We start from the raw sequence: 15,501 nt of genomic DNA on the forward strand, positions 1-15,501 counted from the left end.
TCCACGCGATGGTGTCACGGTGCCGTCGCTGCGCCTGCCACCGAAGGCGATGGCGGATGGACGCGCAGGCCGAACAGGGGACGCAGCCAGCGGACACGACGGATCAGCAGCTCGTGGATCAGCAGGCAGCCGGCGACGGTGCCGGCAACCAGCAGAGCCGGTTCCAGCCAGGGGCCGAGCTGAAGGGGCCGCAGCCAGTAGAGCAGGACGATCAGCACGGTCTGGTGCAGGATGTACCAGCTGAAGACCGCCTCTCGGCAGTAGTCGAGGCCACGCCACGGCTGGTCGAGCAGCACGCGGGCCCAGCCGAACATCGCCAGCAGTGCGCACCAGGTGTACAGGGCCCGGCCGACGCGCTCGGTCTGCGCCCATGGCAGCGACAGCACCCATGGATCGAGCTGGCCAAGGTCCGGCATCCGGCCCAGGGCGCGGATGCCGAGTTCGACCAGCAGCCCGATCAAGGCCAGCGCCAACGTCAGGCGCCGGCCGCGGACGAGCAGGTCCCAGCCGCGTTGCCAGCGTGCGGCCCAGAAACCGGCCAGGAACAGGGGCAGGGATTCGGCATGCACGTAGAGGTCGTTCAGCAGCGCATGGGTGGGCGGCCACGCAGGCATCACCACCAGCAGGGCCCAGGCCAGCCAGAGCACCGGCAGCACCAGGCCGATGATCGCGATCAGGCGGTCATCGGGCCGCCATGACGGCAGCCGCGCCCACAGGGCCTGCATCGGACCGGCCAGCGCGATGGCCAGCAGGGTGTAGGGCACCAGGTACGCCAGATACCACAAGTGATTCCAGGTGAACCCGTAGGCTGCGCCGTCGAAATGCGCGCCCGGCCACGGCCGGAACTGCCAGTAACGCCACAGGAAGGCGCCGAGTCCTGGCGTCACATCGCCCTTGTCCACCGCTTCGCAGTAAGCCTGCAGCGAGACGACAGCGACGATGCCGAACAACAGCGGCAGCAGCAGGCGTCCGCTGCGTTTCAGTGCGAACCGGTGCCGCCCGTGCCGCGGCAGCGAGAGGCCCAGAGCGATACCCGAGATCACGAACAGCAGTGGCATGCGCCAGCGGTTCAGAGCGATCATCGGCCACTGCAGCCACTCGGCGGTGTAGGCGCTCTTGAGATGGAAGCCCCAGCCATCCACATAGGCCATGGCCGCGTGGTAAAGGATGAGCAGGGCGAAGGCGAGCACGCGGAGCGTGTCGATGTCATGGCGTCGGGTCATGGCCGCAACCGGCAGGAAGGTGACGCCAGACTGCGTCCGCAAAGGTGGAGGCGTAAGCGGCAGGGGGCCACCGGTGCCGCGGTAGTGACCAATGGCGGGCGTGCCGGGATCAACGGGGAGGCTACGCTCGCTCCCTTGATGCACGCTGAGGGACCGCGACGAGATGGATGCAGCAATGGCTCAGGGCAGACTGCCGCGCTGGCGAACGTCAAGTCGTCTGCTGGTGTGGGCCGCGATCCTGTCGGCGACCGCAGTGACGAACGCGCTGGTGGAAGTGATGGATTCCGGGCGCCACGGCACCGCCCTGGCCCTGTGGGAGCCCCTGGTCTGGGAGTTCAGCAGTGCCGGAGCGGTGCTGCTGACCCTGCCGCTGCTGTGGTGGGGGTGCGAGCGCTGGCCGTTGCATGCCGACACCTGGAAGCGCCTGCTGCCGCTGTACCTGCTGGCCAGCGTGGGGTGGTCGCTGCTGCACGTGGTGGGGATGATGGTGATCCGCCACCTCGCGTACGCCGCACTGGGCCATCACTACCAGGACGATGACGGCTGGTTGCAGCGCTTTGCCTACGAGTACCTGAAGGATGTCCGCACGTTCGCGTTGTTCGTGGCGCTGGAGCACCTTGCCGGCTGGTTCGGCCGCCGCCGCCAGGGTGAGGCATCCCTGCTGGCCGCGCCGGATGTCGGTCCGCCGGTCGAGCCGGTCGAGCGCCCGCAGCACTTCCTGGTGCGCAAGCTGGGCAAGGAATTCCTGGTCGCCACCGAGGACGTCGAGTACGCCCAGGCCGCTGGCAACTACGTGAATCTGAGGGTCCGCGGCCATGACTATCCGCTGCGGATCACCATGGCGGTGCTGGAGCTGCGGCTGGATCCGCTGGTGTTCCTGCGGCCGCATCGGAGCTGGCTGATCAACCGCGGGCAGCTGCGCTCCATCGAGCCGCTGGATGGCGGCGAGGCCCTGCTGCACATGGCCGATGGGGCCAAGATTCCCTGCAGCAGGCGCCAGCTGCCGCTGCTGCGGCAGGCGCTGGCGGGAGGATAGGGGCGGGCGGACCTGCGGAGCGCCCGCCCCCTTCGTGCTTACTTCCTGTCCTTCTTGATCATCGCGTCGATGCGCGCGGCGCGGGCTTCCGAGCCGGGGTGCGACGACATCAGGCCGCCTTCGCTGGACAGCTTGCGGAACATGCTGGCCAGGGCTGCCGGATCATAGTTGTGGCGCTTCATGAACTGGTAGCCGTACTCGTCCGCCGCGCTCTCTTCCTTCTGCGAGAACTGGGCGTTGACGAAACCCTCGGCGAGGTCGCCGAGCTGGCCCTGGCTGAGCTGGGTCAGGTTGCCGTTGCCCGACGCTGCCAGGCCTTCGCGGCCGGCCGATGCGAGCAGCGCGGTGCGCATCTTGGTCTTGCTGTGGCCCAGCTTCACGTGGCCGATTTCGTGGCCGATCACGCCACGCACCTCGTCATCGCTGGCCATGTCCATCAGGCCGGTGTAGACGCGGACGCAGCCGTTGGCCATCGCCCAGGCGTTGACATCGGCGGTCCGGTAGACCTTGAAGTTCAGGTTCAGGCCGTCCTCGTTGGCGAGCCCCTGGGTGATCTTGGCCAGGCGCTGGGCATAGGGATCGTTGGCGGGTGCCAGCTGGTTCTCCTTGTCCATGTAGGCGCAGGCCTGGTCGGCGGCCGCCGAGACCTCTGCGTCGGACAGGGTCAGCGCCTTGCCGGCCTTCAGGCCGGTGCTGGTCAGGCCCTTCAGGTCGATGGCCGAGGCATTGGCGGCCAGCAGGCAGGCGGCCAGGCACAGGGTGGAACGCATGATCTTCATTGAAATGGTGCTCCTTGGATTGGGATGGGCCGCGCGTCCCCCTGTTGCCGCGGCGGCCGGGAAGTCTACCGGCTTCAGCCCGCCCCGTGTCCAGCCGCCGGCCGGGCCGCTGGGGGTGCCTCGCCGCCTGCCGGGCGCCTGCGTTATCATTGGCAGTCATTTTTTGAACGCACGACCGCCGACATGATCGAACTGAATCCTGTCCGCCAGCGCATCACCGATCTGACCGATCGCGTGCTGTCGCTTCGGGGGTATCTTTGACTACGACGCCAAGAAAGAGCGTCTTGAAGAAGTAACGCGGGAGCTTGAAAACCCCGACGTCTGGAACAACGCCGAGTACGCCCAGAACCTGGGGCGCGAGCGATCCAGCCTGGAAAAGACCGTGGGCGGCATCGCCTCGGTGCTCGATGGCCTGAAGGATGCGACCGAGCTGCTGGAGCTGGCCGAGTCCGAGCAGGACGAGGACACCGCGCTGGCCGTGGTTGCCGATCTGGACAAGCACCAGTCGCACGTCGAGAAGCTGGAGTTCCAGCGCATGTTCTCCGGCGAGATGGACAATGCCGCTGCGTTCGTCGACATCCAGGCCGGTGCCGGTGGTACCGAAGCCCAGGACTGGGCCGAGATCCTGCTGCGCATGTACCTGCGCTGGTGCGAATCGCGTGGCTGGAAGACCGAGCTGATGGAAGTTTCCGGCGGTGATGTGGCGGGCATCAAGTCGGCCACCCTGCGCGTGGAAGGTGACTATGCCTATGGCTGGCTGAAGACCGAGACCGGCGTGCACCGCCTGGTGCGCAAGTCGCCGTTCGACTCGGACAACCGTCGCCACACCAGCTTCACCTCGGTGTTCGTTTCGCCGGAGATCGACGACAACATCGACATCACCATCAACCCGGCCGATCTGCGCACCGACGTCTACCGTTCGTCCGGCGCCGGTGGTCAGCACGTCAACAAGACCGAGTCGGCGGTGCGTATCACCCACATTCCGACCAACATCGTGGTGGCGTGCCAGACGGGCCGCAGCCAGCACCAGAACCGCGACAACGCGATGAAGATGCTGGCCGCAAAGCTCTACGAGCTCGAGATCCAGAAGCGCAACGCGGAGAAGGATGCCGTGGAAGCGACCAAGTCCGACATCGGCTGGGGCAGCCAGATCCGCAATTACGTGCTTGATCAGAGCCGCATCAAGGACCTGCGCACGGGCATCGAGCGTTCCGATACGCAGAAGGTGCTCGATGGTGACCTCGATGAGTTCGTCGAGGCCAGCCTGAAGGCCGGCCTGGCGGTGGGGTCCAAGCGCGTCGATGCCTGATGCGCACGCCTGCGCCGATATCATCGCCTTCCGCAACGGAGGGCGATGATGCGCAGCGAGAGTGAACGCAGGGAGCTCGGCGGTTTCCTCAAGGCCTGCCGCGCCCGTGTCGACCCGGCCACGCTGGGCCTGCCGGCCGGGCGCAGGCGTACCCCCGGCCTGAAGCGCGAGGAAGTGGCGCTGGCGGTGGGGGTCAGTGTCAGCTGGTACACCTGGATCGAGCAGGGACGTGAAGTGCGTGCGTCGCCGGAAGTGCTCGAGCGCCTGGCCCGGGTATTGCGGATGAGCGATGACGAGCGTGCATATGCGTTCGCGCTGTCCGGCTATGGCGTTCCGCTGGAGTCTCCAGATGAAAGCGTGACCGATGGCCTGCGCCAGCTGGTGGACGCGATGCAGCCGATCCCGGCCTACGTACGCAACACCCGTTTCGACATCCTGGCCTGGAATCCGGCCATTGCCGAACTGTTCGTCGACTACAGCCAGCTGGCGCCGCATGAGCGCAACACGCTGCGGCTGATGTTCCTGTATCCGCCTTATCGCACGTTGATCCTCAACTGGGAGGAGATGGCCCGGGGCCTGCTGGCCGGCTTCCGCGCGGCGATGGCGCAGGCGCAGGACAAGGCGCCTTTCCTGGCGCTGGCCGAGGACATCGCTGCCCACAGCGATACGTTCCGGCAGTGGTGGCCGGAGCATGATGTGCGCCGCTTCGACGAGGGGGCGAAGAAGCTGAACCACCCCACGCGCGGGTTGCTGGACCTGCAGTACGTGGCGCTGGTGCCGGAGAGCCGGCACGACCTGTCGTTGGTCACCTACCTGCCGCGAAAGTAGGTGGGTCGGCAGGGCTGCGCCCTGCACCCGCAGAGGCTTCAAGCCACGGCAACGGCAACGGCGTGCATTCCGTGGGATGGCGGGGCGGCGTCGAAGTGCGGGGACGCCGTGAACCCGTCCATGGGGGCTTGGCAGCCGCATCCATGCGGCTGACACCCCGCACTCCGACGCCGCCCCGCCTCTGACAATTTCCCGCGGCTGTGGGTGGGTGTCGACCTTGGTCGGCACATCTTTCAGATATCGAATGAAATTCCGGGGTCAGATCCGTTTTCCTGCGGAAAACGGATCTGACCCCGAGAGTACTTCCAACAGATCGCGGGAAACTGTGTCCGCGGCATGGATGCCGCGGCCAAGCCCCCATGGAGGGGTTCACGACGTCTTCCGCCATCGGCCCCACCCCGCCATCCCGCAGGAATCCAGCTTCTGCTGTTGCTTGGCTGTGGCGTAGGGGGCAGGGCGCAGCCCTGCCAGCAACCCATTCAGGCAGGTAAGTGCAGGTCACAGGATAAGCAGACGCCTTGTTGCGCGGCAGCTTCGGGTCCACATTCCTGACAGGAGACGGGCAATCGGCCCGTTGCCGAGACAACAGGAGCCCTGCATGTCCGCTGCCCCCGCCATTGCGATTTCCCTCGATCCGGCCACCGGCCAGGAAATCGCCCGCCATCCCTTCGTTACCGACACCGAGCTGGAGGTGATCCTCGATCGAGGCCAGGCCGGCTTTGCCGCCTGGAGCGCGCAGTCGCTGGAGCAGCGCGCCGATGTACTGCGTGCGATGGCCGCGGTCCTGCGCCGCGACCGCGAATCGCTTGCGGCGCTGGCCACCGCCGAGATGGGCAAGGTCCATGCCGAATCGTTGGCCGAAATCGAGAAGTGCGCGGTGCTCTGCGAGTGGTATGCGGATAACGGCGCACAGTATCTGCGCGACGAGCCGACGCTGGTTCCCGATGACAAGGCCTACGTGTCCTACCTGCCACTGGGCGTGGTGCTGGGCATCATGCCGTGGAATTTCCCGTACTGGCAGGTGATGCGCGCAGCCGTGCCGATCCTGATGGGTGGCAATGGTTTCCTGCTCAAGCCGGCCGAGAACATCGTCGGTACCGCCCATCTGCTCGATGCCGCCTGGCGCGACGCGGGCCTGCCGGAAGGCACCTTCATCGCCGCCAACATCAGCCGTGAGGGCACCAGTCGTGCCATCGCCGATGACCGCATCGCAGCTGTCACCCTGACCGGCAGCGTCGGCGCAGGCCGCAGCATTGCCGCGCAGGCCGGGCAGGCATTGAAGAAGGTCGTGCTGGAACTGGGGGGCTCGGACCCCTTCATCGTGCTGGACGATGCCGACCTCGACGCGGCGGTGGATGCGGCACTCGCCTCGCGCTTCCAGAACACCGGACAGGTCTGCATCGCCGGCAAGCGCATCATCGTCGAGGACGGCGTGTACGACCGTTTCGTGGCGCAGTTCTGCGCGAAGGTGCAGGCGCTGACCGTCGGTGATGGCCGTGAACCGGGCAACCGCATCGGTCCCATGGCCCGGCAGGACCTGCTCGAGCAGCTCGATGCGCAGGTGCGTGCATCGGTAGAGGCCGGTGCGCAGCTGCTGGTCGGCGGTCATCAGCTGGATCGTCCGGGCAGCTTCTATGCCCCCACGGTGTTGGCCGGTGTCGAGCCGGGCATGCAGGCGTTCGATACCGAGACCTTCGGCCCGGTGGCTTCGATCAGCCGCGCACGCGATGCCGATCATGCGGTGGAGCTGGCCAACCAGAGCGAATTCGGCCTCAGCGGCAACCTGTGGAGCGGCGATCGCGAGCGCGCGATGCGGCTGGCACGCAGGCTGCAGACCGGCGGCGTGTTCGTCAACGGCTTCTCCGCGTCCGACCCGCGCGTGCCGATCGGTGGCGTGAAGAAGAGTGGCTTCGGCCGCGAGCTGTCGCATTTCGGCATCCGCGAGTTCGTGAACGCGCAGACCGTGTGGTTCGACCGTCGTTGACGCACGGCTTGCATCCTTCCTGTAACGATCCACCACCAGTCCAGTGAAGAGGGACGGCATTCCCATGTCCAAGGGTTCAGATCTGCTTGTCGCGGCGCTCGAGAACGAGGGCGTCGAACGTATTTTCGGTATTCCCGGCGAAGAGAACCTCGATGTCGTCGAGTCGCTGCGCCATTCCAGCATCGAGCTGGTCATCACCCGCCATGAGCAGGCGGCGGTGTTCATGGCGGCCACCTACGGACGCCTGACCGGCAAGCCGGGCGTGTGCCTGGCCACGCTCGGCCCGGGTGCCCTCAACTTCACCACCGGTGCGGCCTACGCGCTGCTGGGCGCATGGCCGGTGATCATGATCACCGGGCAGAAGGGCATCGTCGCCAGCAAGCAGGCGCGCTTCCAGATCGTCGACATCGTCAGCACGATGAAGCCGCTGACCAAGCAGGCGCGGCAGATCGTATCGGCGCGCACCATCCCGACCATCGTCCGCGAGGCATTCCGTGTCGCGCAGGAAGAACGTCCGGGCCCGGTCCTGCTGGAACTGCCGGAGGACATCGCGGCCACTGAAGTCGAGGATGTGGCATTGATCCCGACGCATGCGGTGGATCGACCGATCGCCAGTCCCGAGGCGCTCGATCGCGCCGCGCAGATCATCCGCAATGCGAAGCGTCCGCTGCTGATGATCGCGTCCGCGGCGTCACGGCCGCAGTCCAGCGAGGCGCTGTCAGCCTTCGTACTGCGTGCCGGCATTCCCTTCTTCACCACGCAGATGGGCAAGGGTGCGGTAGCGGGCGGATCGGGCCTGTACATGGGGACCGCCGCGCTGACCGAGCGCGACTATGTGCACATGGCCATCGACCAGGCCGACGTGATCGTCACCATCGGCCATGAAGTGACCGAGAAGCCGCCTTTCGTGATGCGACCCGGCGGACCGACCGTCATCCACATCGGCTATTCGCAGGCGGCGGTCGAGCAGGTCTACTTCCCGCAGGTGGAGGTGATCGGCGATATCGGCCGCTCGCTGACCCAGCTGGCCGACCGCATTGAAGGCCAGGTGGCCCATGCCGATGCACTGCTGCCGCTGCGGGCCACCATCCTCGACCATCTCGCCGACCGTGCCGAAGAGGCCCGGTTCAGCCCGCAGCGGCTGGTCCACGACGTGCGCCGGGTGATGCCGCCCGACGGCATCGTGGCGCTGGACAATGGCATGTACAAGATATGGTTCGCGCGCAATTACCGCACCCAGGTAGCCAATACGCTGCTTCTGGACAATGCGCTTGCCACGATGGGTGCGGGCCTGCCTTCGGCGATCATGGCCTCGATCCTGTACCCGCAGCGCCGGGTGCTGGCGGTGTGTGGCGACGGCGGCTTCATGATGAACAGCCAGGAGCTGGAAACCGCGCGGCGGCTGGGGCTGAACCTGGTGGTGCTGATCCTCAACGATGGTGCCTACGGCATGATCCGCTGGAAGCAGGCGGTGGATGGCTTCACCGACTATGGGATGACCTTCGGCAATCCGGACTTCGTCAGGTACGCCGAGGCCTATGGTTGCAAGGGCCACGAAGTGACGGCCATCGAGCAGTTCATCCCGACGCTGGAGGCGGCGTTCAACGAAGGCGGGGTGCACCTGGTGTCGGTGCCGATCGACTATTCGGAGAACGAGCGGGTGCTGGTGGATGAATTGCGGCAGGCGTTCCCCGGGAATGCCTGAGGTAGCGCCGGGCCACGCCCGGGGATTCCTGCCGACTGACCGCCGGGCATGGCCCGGCGCTACCGGGCCGTGGGCGCCGGCCAGGGCCGGGGCAGGGTGGTTTTGCTATGCTGTGCAGCCGGCCGTGCCGGGCGCAAGACTCCCCCAACTACACGATTCCCGCAGATCCATGAGCGAAGCTACCGAAACCCCTTCCGTCGACGAAAACAAGTTGATCGCCGAGCGCCGCGAGAAACTCAAAGCGCTGCGCGGGCAGGGGATCGCGTACCCGAACGACTTCCGTCGCGAGGACTTCGCCGGCCAGCTGCAGGACGAGTACAGCGACGCCGAAACCTGGACCGCCGAGGCCCTGGAAGCCAATGGCCGCCAGGTGCGCATGGCCGGACGCCTGATGGCCAAGCGCATCATGGGCAAGGCCAGCTTCGCCCAGATCCAGGACGAGTCCGGCCGCATCCAGCTGTTCCTGCAGGGCGCGGCCCTGGGCGATGACTACGCTGCTTTCAAGGGCTGGGACGTGGGTGACATCATCGCCGTCGAGGGCGGCCTGACCCGTACCCGTACCGGCGAACTGTCGGTCAAGGCCGCAACGATCCGACTGCTGACCAAGTCGCTGCGTCCGCTTCCGGACAAGTGGCATGGCCTGGCCGACGTCGAGCAGCGCTACCGCCAGCGTTACGTCGATCTGATCGTGACCCCGGAGTCGCGCGCGGTGTTCATCAAGCGCTCGAAGATCATCCGTGCCATGCGCGCGTGGCTGGACAACCGCGACTTCCTCGAAGTCGAGACGCCGATGATGCATTACATCCCCGGCGGTGCGGCGGCCAAGCCGTTCACCACCCATCACAACGCGCTGGACCTGGACCTGTACCTGCGCGTAGCGCCGGAGTTGTACCTGAAGCGCCTGACCGTCGGTGGCCTGGAGCGGGTGTACGAAATCAACCGCAATTTCCGCAATGAAGGCGTCAGCACCCGGCACAACCCGGAGTTCACCATGATGGAGCTGTACGAGGCCTACGCCACGTACAACGAGATCATGGACCTGACCGAAGGCGTGATCCGGGACGTGGCCAGGACGGTGAACGGCACTACCGAAGTGGAGTGGGACGGCGCGAAGATCGATCTCGGCCCGGCGTTCCGCCGCTGGCGGATGGACGAGGCCGTGCGGCACCACAATCCGGAGATCTCCGCTGCCGACTGCACCGACCGCGAAGCGCTGCTGCGGCACTGCGAGCGCCTGAAGATCAAGGTCAAGCCGTCCTACGGCTGGGGCAAGCTGCTGCTGGAGATCTTCGAAGCCACCGTCGAGCACACCCTGATCCAGCCCACCTTCATCACCGATCATCCGGTGGAGGTCTCGCCGCTGGCGCGTGCCAACGACAACGACCCCGGCTACACCGATCGCTTCGAGCTGTTCGTGAACGGCAAGGAGCTGGCCAACGGCTTCTCCGAGCTGAACGACCCGGAGGATCAGGCCCAGCGTTTCCAGGCCCAGGTGGCCGCCAAGGAGGGGGGCGATGACGAGGCCATGCACTACGACGCCGACTACATCCGCGCGCTGGAGTACGGCATGGCGCCGACCGGCGGCCTCGGCATCGGCGTCGACCGCCTGGTGATGCTGCTGACCGGCAGCAGCTCCATCCGCGACGTGCTGCTGTTCCCGTACATGCGTCCGGAGCACTGAGCCGGGGTTTTGTGACTCCCGTTTGTGCGCGCCGTCCCGAAACGGGACGGCGCAATTGACGTCTCTGGCACTCGGCGTATCGTAATTGCACTACCTTGACGCCGGCTATGGCTTGATCGGTGACGGGGAAGAGCGCAATGTGGAGAGCCCGCTTCACAATGTGACCACGATCATGAACCGGGACGCATGACACGGGAGTCAGTCCGATGCAGGGTGCCAGCGTGCGCAGCGGCAGCGTTTCCACGCCTGCTGATGACCAAGCGTGGTCGAGAAACCAGGCGGAGTACACGTTGAACATCGTCATCGTCGATGACCAGACCTCCGCGCGGACGATGCTGCGGCACGTCATCGAGGACATCGCGCCGGAACTGAGCGTGCATGACTTCGGCGATCCCCTGACCGCGCTGGCCTGGTGCGAATCGCACCCGGTCGACCTGCTGCTGCTCGACTACCGCATGCCGGAAATGGACGGGCTGGAATTCGCCCGCCGCTTCCGGCGCCTGCCCAAACATCGCGACATCCCCGTGATCCTGATCACCGTGGTGGGCGACGAGCCGATCCGGCAGGCCGCGCTGGAGGCAGGCGTGATCGACTTCCTGGTCAAGCCGATCCGCCCGCGCGAACTGCGGGCGCGCTGCTACAACCTGCTGCAGCTGCGCCAGCAGACCGAGAACGTGAAACAGCGCGCGCTGTCACTGGAACAGCGCCTGCTCGCCAGCATGCACGAGGTCGAGGAGCGGGAGCGCGAGACCTTGTCGCGATTGGCTCGTGCGATCGAGTTTCGTGACGCCGGCACCAGTGCCTACCTGGAGCGGATGGCCCGCGTGGCCGGGCTTATCGCCGAGCAGCTGGGCCTGCCGGAAGACGAGGTGCGGCTGATCGAGATGGCGGCGCCCCTGCACGACATGGGCAAGATCGCCATACCGGATGCGGTGCTGCTCAAGCAGGGCAAGCTCAATGAAGAGGAGCTGGCGATCATGCGCCGTCACCCGCGCATCGGCCATGAACTGCTCAGCGGCAGCCAGAACCGCTTCATCCAGGTCGGTGCGCTGATCGCGCTGCGCCACCATGAACGCTACGACGGCAGTGGTTACCCCGATGGGCTGGTAGGCGAAGCGATTCCACTGGAAGCGCGCATCGTTGCCGTCGCCGATGTCTTCGACGCCCTGATTTCCCCGCGTCCATACAAGGAAGCCTGGACGATGGAAGCAACGCTGGCCTATCTGTATGCCCAGCGTGGCCGCCTGTTCGACCCCCGCTGCGTGGATGCGCTGCTGCGGGGCCGCCAGCAACTGCTGGACATCTGCGCGCAGCACTCGACGGCCTCCACGCGACCGGGTGGATGAGATGCAGGACCTGTTCGCACGGCTGAAGCGCCGGCTGTCGCAGCGGCCCGACTCCGAGCACGGGCAGGTGATAGTGCGGATCGCGCTGATCTCGCTGATCCTGGTTTACGTACTGCTGTCCGGGGCCCGGATGCATCGCCTGGAGCAGTACCAGGGCGTGCTCGTGACCGTGCTGACCGGGCTGTCGATATCCCTGCTGCTGTTCGCCTGGTTGCTGTGGAAGCCGGGGCGCTCCGATGCGCGCAGGGTGGTCGGCATGGTCGCCGACTATGGGTTGATGACGGTCGGCATGGTGCAGATGGGCGAGCCTCTGGCCTGGGTCTATGCGGTGGTGATGTGGGTCACGGTGGGCAATGGCCTGCGCTTCGGCAACCGCTACCTGGGCGTGGCGATCGCCATGGCCCTGGTCAGCTTCGGTACCACCGTGCTGTTGACACCCTACTGGCGTGACAACCCCAGCCTGGCCGTGCCCCTGTGGCTGGGCCTGGTGGCGGTTCCGCTGTGCTGCTCCTCCCTGTTGCGACGATGGATGCGACATCCCCCCATGGACACTCCTGCCGTTGAATCCTCCCCGGCCCGGTCGCTGCTGGCCCGGGTGAAGCAACGGCTGTCCGGACGCGAGGACAGCGAGCACGCGCAGAACCTGATCCGCATCGTGATCACCGCGCTGTTCATCAGCTATCTCGGCTGGCGCTACCTGAGCGCGGGTGGCGAGACGCTGACCACGACTTGGCTGATCCTCGCCTTCGAGCTGGCCATCTCGGCGGGCCTGCTGGTGGCGATCCTGGTCGATCCCGGGGTGTCACACGTCCGCCGCGTGATCGGCATGCTGACCGACTACACCTGCATGGCCTGGATCATGACCATCCAGGGTGAGCCGGCAGCTCCGCTGTACGCGGTGATGCTGTGGGTCACGATCGGCAACGGCATGCGCTACGGCAGCACCTACCTGCGGGTGGCAACCGCAATGGGGTGCCTGGCTTTCCTGTGTACCGTGATGCTGTCGCCCTACTGGCGCAGCCACGACTACCTCGGCTGGGGCCTGCTGCTGGGCCTGGGCGCGATTCCGCTGTACTTCGATTCGCTGCTGCATGCCTTGACCCGTGCGGTGGCCGAAGCGCGCCAGGCCAACGAAGCCAAGAGCCGTTTCCTGGCGAACATGAGCCACGAATTCCGTACGCCGCTCAACGGCCTGGCCGGCATGACCGAAGTGCTGGCCACCACGCGGCTGGATGAGGAGCAGCGCGAGTGCCTCAGTACCATCCAGGCGTCCACCCGCAGCCTGCTGGCGCTGGTGGAGGAGGTGCTGGACATCTCGGCGATCGAGGCCGGCAAGGTCCGGGTGGAATGGCATGAGTTCGCGCTGGCCGACGTGCTGCAGGCGATCAACCTGATCCTCACCCCGCAGACGCGTTCCAAGTCATTGGAGTATCGCGTCGACGTGGACGACAACGTTCCGCCACGGTTGTTCGGCGACGCCGGCCATCTGCAGCAGATTCTGCTGAATCTGATGGGCAACGCGGTGAAGTTCACCGACAGTGGCTTCGTCCATCTGCGTGTCAGCAGCCATGACGAGCGTGGCAGCGAGCGTGCCCGGCTGCGTTTCGAGATCCTCGACAGCGGCATCGGCGTACCCGTGGCCCTGCGCAGCCGCCTGTTCAACGCCTTCGAGCAGGCCGACGTCGGCCTCGCCCGCCGCCATGAAGGCACCGGACTGGGTACGGCGATCGCCAAGGGACTGGTCGAATCGATGGGCGGGCAGGTCGGTTACCTGCCGAACACGCCGCGCGGCAGCGTGTTCTGGGTGGAAATCGCGCTGGACGTGGCGCCGACGCCGGACGTGCAGGGCGAGCTGCCGGAGGGCGGCAACGTCATTGCGTTCTCCAATCCATTCCTGCGCCATCGGGCCCGTGTACGCAGCCTGCGGGTGCTGGTTGCCGATGACCATGCCGCCAACCGCATGGTGCTGCAGCGGTTGCTGGAGAAGGCCGGCCACAAGGTCACATGCGTCAATGGTGGGGTCGAGGTGCTCGACGCTCTCGAGCAGGCCAATTACGACGCAGCCATCGTTGATCTGCACATGCCCGGCATGAGCGGCCTGGACCTGCTCAAGCAGCTGCGGGTGATGCAGGCCAGTGGCCTGCCGTATGTGCCGGTGATGGTGCTCAGCGCCGATGTCACCCCGGAATCCATCCTGCGCTGTGAGCAGGCAGGTGCACGTGCATTCCTGGCCAAGCCGGTCGTCGCGACGCGTCTGCTGGAGGTGTTGGCCGATGTGGCCGCCAACACGCGTACCGAGCCGGGCATCCAGTCGGTACCGGCCATGGAGGTCGGTGACGGCGTACTCGACACCGCCGTGCTGGACGAGCTGGCGTCACTGGGCATGGGCGATGGCTTCGAACGCAAGTTCATCGACCAGTGCCTGGTCGATGTGGACGCGAGCATGGCGCAGATGCAGGCCTGTGGCGAGCGGCTGGACTGGGAGGACTTCCGCGAACACGCCCACGCCCTGCGCGGCGTGGCGAGCAACCTGGGCCTGGTCCAGGTTGCTGCCGCCAGTGGCGAGATGATGCGCATGGCCGACTGGCAATTGAAGGCCGAGTGGACAATGCGCCTGTCCAGCCTGGTAGGTGCACTGCGCATCGGCAGGAAAGCGCTGGCGTCCCGCGTCGCAGGCATCCAGCAACGCGACGACGGGGAACGCACGCCCTCCTGACCGCGAGGTCTGTCAGCCCGCCTCGCCATTGCGGCGGGCCTGGGCGCGGACCAGCCGGTCCATGGTCCGCAGCGACTTCTCGCCCAACTGCATGGCGGTGTCGACCCAGATCTCGGTGATGCGCATCATTTCGTGCAGCGGCACCATGGTGGCGATCTCGTTCACTTCGCGCATGGCCGCCCAGGCGTGCGGAATGCGCCGGCTGTCCCGGATCACCTGTTCGACCGCCGCAACGCCTTCGCCCACCGGCACGACGACATCCACCAGGCCCATGTCCTTCAACTGCCGGGCGGTGAAGAGGTTGCCCTCCAGCATGATCTTCTCGGCCAGCCGCGGGCTGACCCGCTGGCACAGGAAGGAGTAGGCGCCCATGCCCGGGAACAGGTCGAACAGCACCTCCGGCAGTCCCATCAGCACGCCTTCTTCGGCGACGATGGTATGGCAGCTCAGCGCGGCCTCGAAGCCGCCGCCCAGTGCATTGCCCTGGACCAGCGCGATGCTGTGGGCGCGTGCGCCCAGCCCGGCGTGGAACGCATGCACGCCGCGCACGCAGCGCTGCGCATAGTCGAGCAGGCGGGCACGGTCGCCCTCGCGGATCAGCCGGCAGAACAGTTCCAGGTCGCCGCCCAGGTTGAATACGTCACTATCGGAGGCCAGGACCACGTGAGGCGAGAGAACGTGGGCGGCACTGAGACGGTCTCCCAGTTCACGCTGATAGTCGACGATGTCGTCTACCAGGCGTGAGGCAAAGCACGGGCGGCCCGGCTGGTTGACCAGGTTGGCATGCATGTGGATCCAGTAGACATCCCGTTCGGTTTCCTCGGTGATGCGCAGGGTCGGGTGCTGCGACGGACGGGTGATGATGGGGCGTACTGCAGACATGGGTGTTCTCCG

The 15,501-nt window shown here is 66.3% G+C and carries 11 protein-coding genes; 8 read left to right on the forward strand and 3 right to left on the reverse strand.

Going from position 1 to position 15,501, the window contains the following annotated elements; translation table 11 throughout:
- Positions 1–14 precede the first annotated feature (14 nt).
- Entirely contained in the window at positions 15–1,223 is a 1,209-nt protein-coding gene (locus N8888_RS08570) for an acyltransferase family protein (protein ID WP_065175613.1), read from the reverse strand.
- A 175-nt stretch (positions 1,224–1,398) separates the two neighbouring features.
- Here N8888_RS08570 and N8888_RS08575 point away from each other — a divergent pair, with 175 nt between their 5' ends.
- Positions 1,399–2,259, forward strand: coding sequence for a LytTR family DNA-binding domain-containing protein (locus N8888_RS08575; protein WP_065175614.1), 861 nt, complete (start codon positions 1,399–1,401; stop codon positions 2,257–2,259).
- A gap of 38 nt (positions 2,260–2,297) precedes the next feature.
- Here N8888_RS08575 and N8888_RS08580 read toward each other — a convergent pair whose 3' ends face one another.
- A complete protein-coding gene (locus N8888_RS08580) occupies positions 2,298–3,038 on the reverse strand; it encodes a M48 family metallopeptidase (protein ID WP_053519322.1) in 741 nt (246 codons plus the stop codon).
- Between the two features lie 183 nt (positions 3,039–3,221).
- Between N8888_RS08580 and prfB the strand changes: the two genes are divergently transcribed.
- The 7 genes from prfB to N8888_RS08615 all read left to right on the forward strand — a co-directional run bounded on the left by prfB (position 3,222) and on the right by N8888_RS08615 (position 14,607).
- Positions 3,222–4,347 (forward strand): peptide chain release factor 2 gene (gene prfB, locus N8888_RS08585; RefSeq protein ID WP_111186457.1). Its coding sequence is split into 2 segments (ribosomal slippage): positions 3,222–3,296 and positions 3,298–4,347, totalling 1,125 coding nucleotides; the frame shifts between segments, so codons are not numbered across the junction.
- 45 nt (positions 4,348–4,392) lie between these two features.
- Positions 4,393–5,175 carry a helix-turn-helix transcriptional regulator gene (locus N8888_RS08590; protein ID WP_053519318.1) on the forward strand — a complete coding sequence of 261 codons (783 nt, stop codon included), beginning with the start codon at positions 4,393–4,395 and terminating at the stop codon, positions 5,173–5,175.
- A 598-nt stretch (positions 5,176–5,773) separates the two neighbouring features.
- Positions 5,774–7,159, forward strand: a complete 1,386-nt coding sequence (locus N8888_RS08595; protein WP_164152614.1) for an NAD-dependent succinate-semialdehyde dehydrogenase — start codon at positions 5,774–5,776, stop codon at positions 7,157–7,159.
- A 64-nt stretch (positions 7,160–7,223) separates the two neighbouring features.
- Positions 7,224–8,864, forward strand: coding sequence for an acetolactate synthase large subunit (locus N8888_RS08600; protein ID WP_263178113.1), 1,641 nt, complete (start codon positions 7,224–7,226; stop codon positions 8,862–8,864).
- Positions 8,865–9,033: 169 nt separating this feature from the next.
- Positions 9,034–10,545 carry a lysine--tRNA ligase gene (lysS, locus tag N8888_RS08605; protein ID WP_053520221.1) on the forward strand — a complete coding sequence of 504 codons (1,512 nt, stop codon included), beginning with the start codon at positions 9,034–9,036 and terminating at the stop codon, positions 10,543–10,545.
- A 206-nt stretch (positions 10,546–10,751) separates the two neighbouring features.
- Complete coding sequence (locus N8888_RS08610; RefSeq protein ID WP_053520222.1) at positions 10,752–11,891, forward strand: cyclic di-GMP phosphodiesterase response regulator RpfG; 1,140 nt, start codon at positions 10,752–10,754, stop codon at positions 11,889–11,891.
- A gap of 1 nt (position 11,892) precedes the next feature.
- Positions 11,893–14,607: a response regulator gene (locus N8888_RS08615; protein WP_263178114.1), complete on the forward strand. Its 2,715-nt coding sequence runs from the start codon at positions 11,893–11,895 to the stop codon at positions 14,605–14,607.
- Positions 14,608–14,619: 12 nt separating this feature from the next.
- On the opposite strand, the gene N8888_RS08620 is transcribed toward N8888_RS08615, so the two are convergent.
- A complete protein-coding gene (locus N8888_RS08620) occupies positions 14,620–15,489 on the reverse strand; it encodes a diffusible signal factor synthase RpfF (protein ID WP_053520223.1) in 870 nt (289 codons plus the stop codon).
- Positions 15,490–15,501: the final 12 nt, after the last annotated feature.

Origin of the sequence: Stenotrophomonas maltophilia, from assembly GCF_025642255.1 — a bacterium.
In the GTDB taxonomy this organism is placed as follows: Bacteria; Pseudomonadota; Gammaproteobacteria; order Xanthomonadales; family Xanthomonadaceae; genus Stenotrophomonas; species Stenotrophomonas maltophilia_P.

Excerpts from the sequence above, each read along its gene's own strand:
- N8888_RS08600 (WP_263178113.1), top strand. The coding sequence starts at position 7,224 with ATGTCCAAGGGTTCAGATCTGCTTGTCGCGGCGCTCGAGAACGAGGGC.
- lysS (WP_053520221.1), top strand. The coding sequence starts at position 9,034 with ATGAGCGAAGCTACCGAAACCCCTTCCGTCGACGAAAACAAGTTGATC.
- N8888_RS08620 (WP_053520223.1), bottom strand. The coding sequence starts at position 15,489 with ATGTCTGCAGTACGCCCCATCATCACCCGTCCGTCGCAGCACCCGACC.
- N8888_RS08575 (WP_065175614.1), top strand. The coding sequence starts at position 1,399 with ATGGCTCAGGGCAGACTGCCGCGCTGGCGAACGTCAAGTCGTCTGCTG.
- N8888_RS08595 (WP_164152614.1), top strand. The coding sequence starts at position 5,774 with ATGTCCGCTGCCCCCGCCATTGCGATTTCCCTCGATCCGGCCACCGGC.
- N8888_RS08570 (WP_065175613.1), bottom strand. The coding sequence starts at position 1,223 with ATGACCCGACGCCATGACATCGACACGCTCCGCGTGCTCGCCTTCGCC.
- N8888_RS08590 (WP_053519318.1), top strand. The coding sequence starts at position 4,393 with ATGATGCGCAGCGAGAGTGAACGCAGGGAGCTCGGCGGTTTCCTCAAG.
- N8888_RS08615 (WP_263178114.1), top strand. The coding sequence starts at position 11,893 with ATGCAGGACCTGTTCGCACGGCTGAAGCGCCGGCTGTCGCAGCGGCCC.
- N8888_RS08610 (WP_053520222.1), top strand. The coding sequence starts at position 10,752 with ATGCAGGGTGCCAGCGTGCGCAGCGGCAGCGTTTCCACGCCTGCTGAT.
- N8888_RS08580 (WP_053519322.1), bottom strand. The coding sequence starts at position 3,038 with ATGAAGATCATGCGTTCCACCCTGTGCCTGGCCGCCTGCCTGCTGGCC.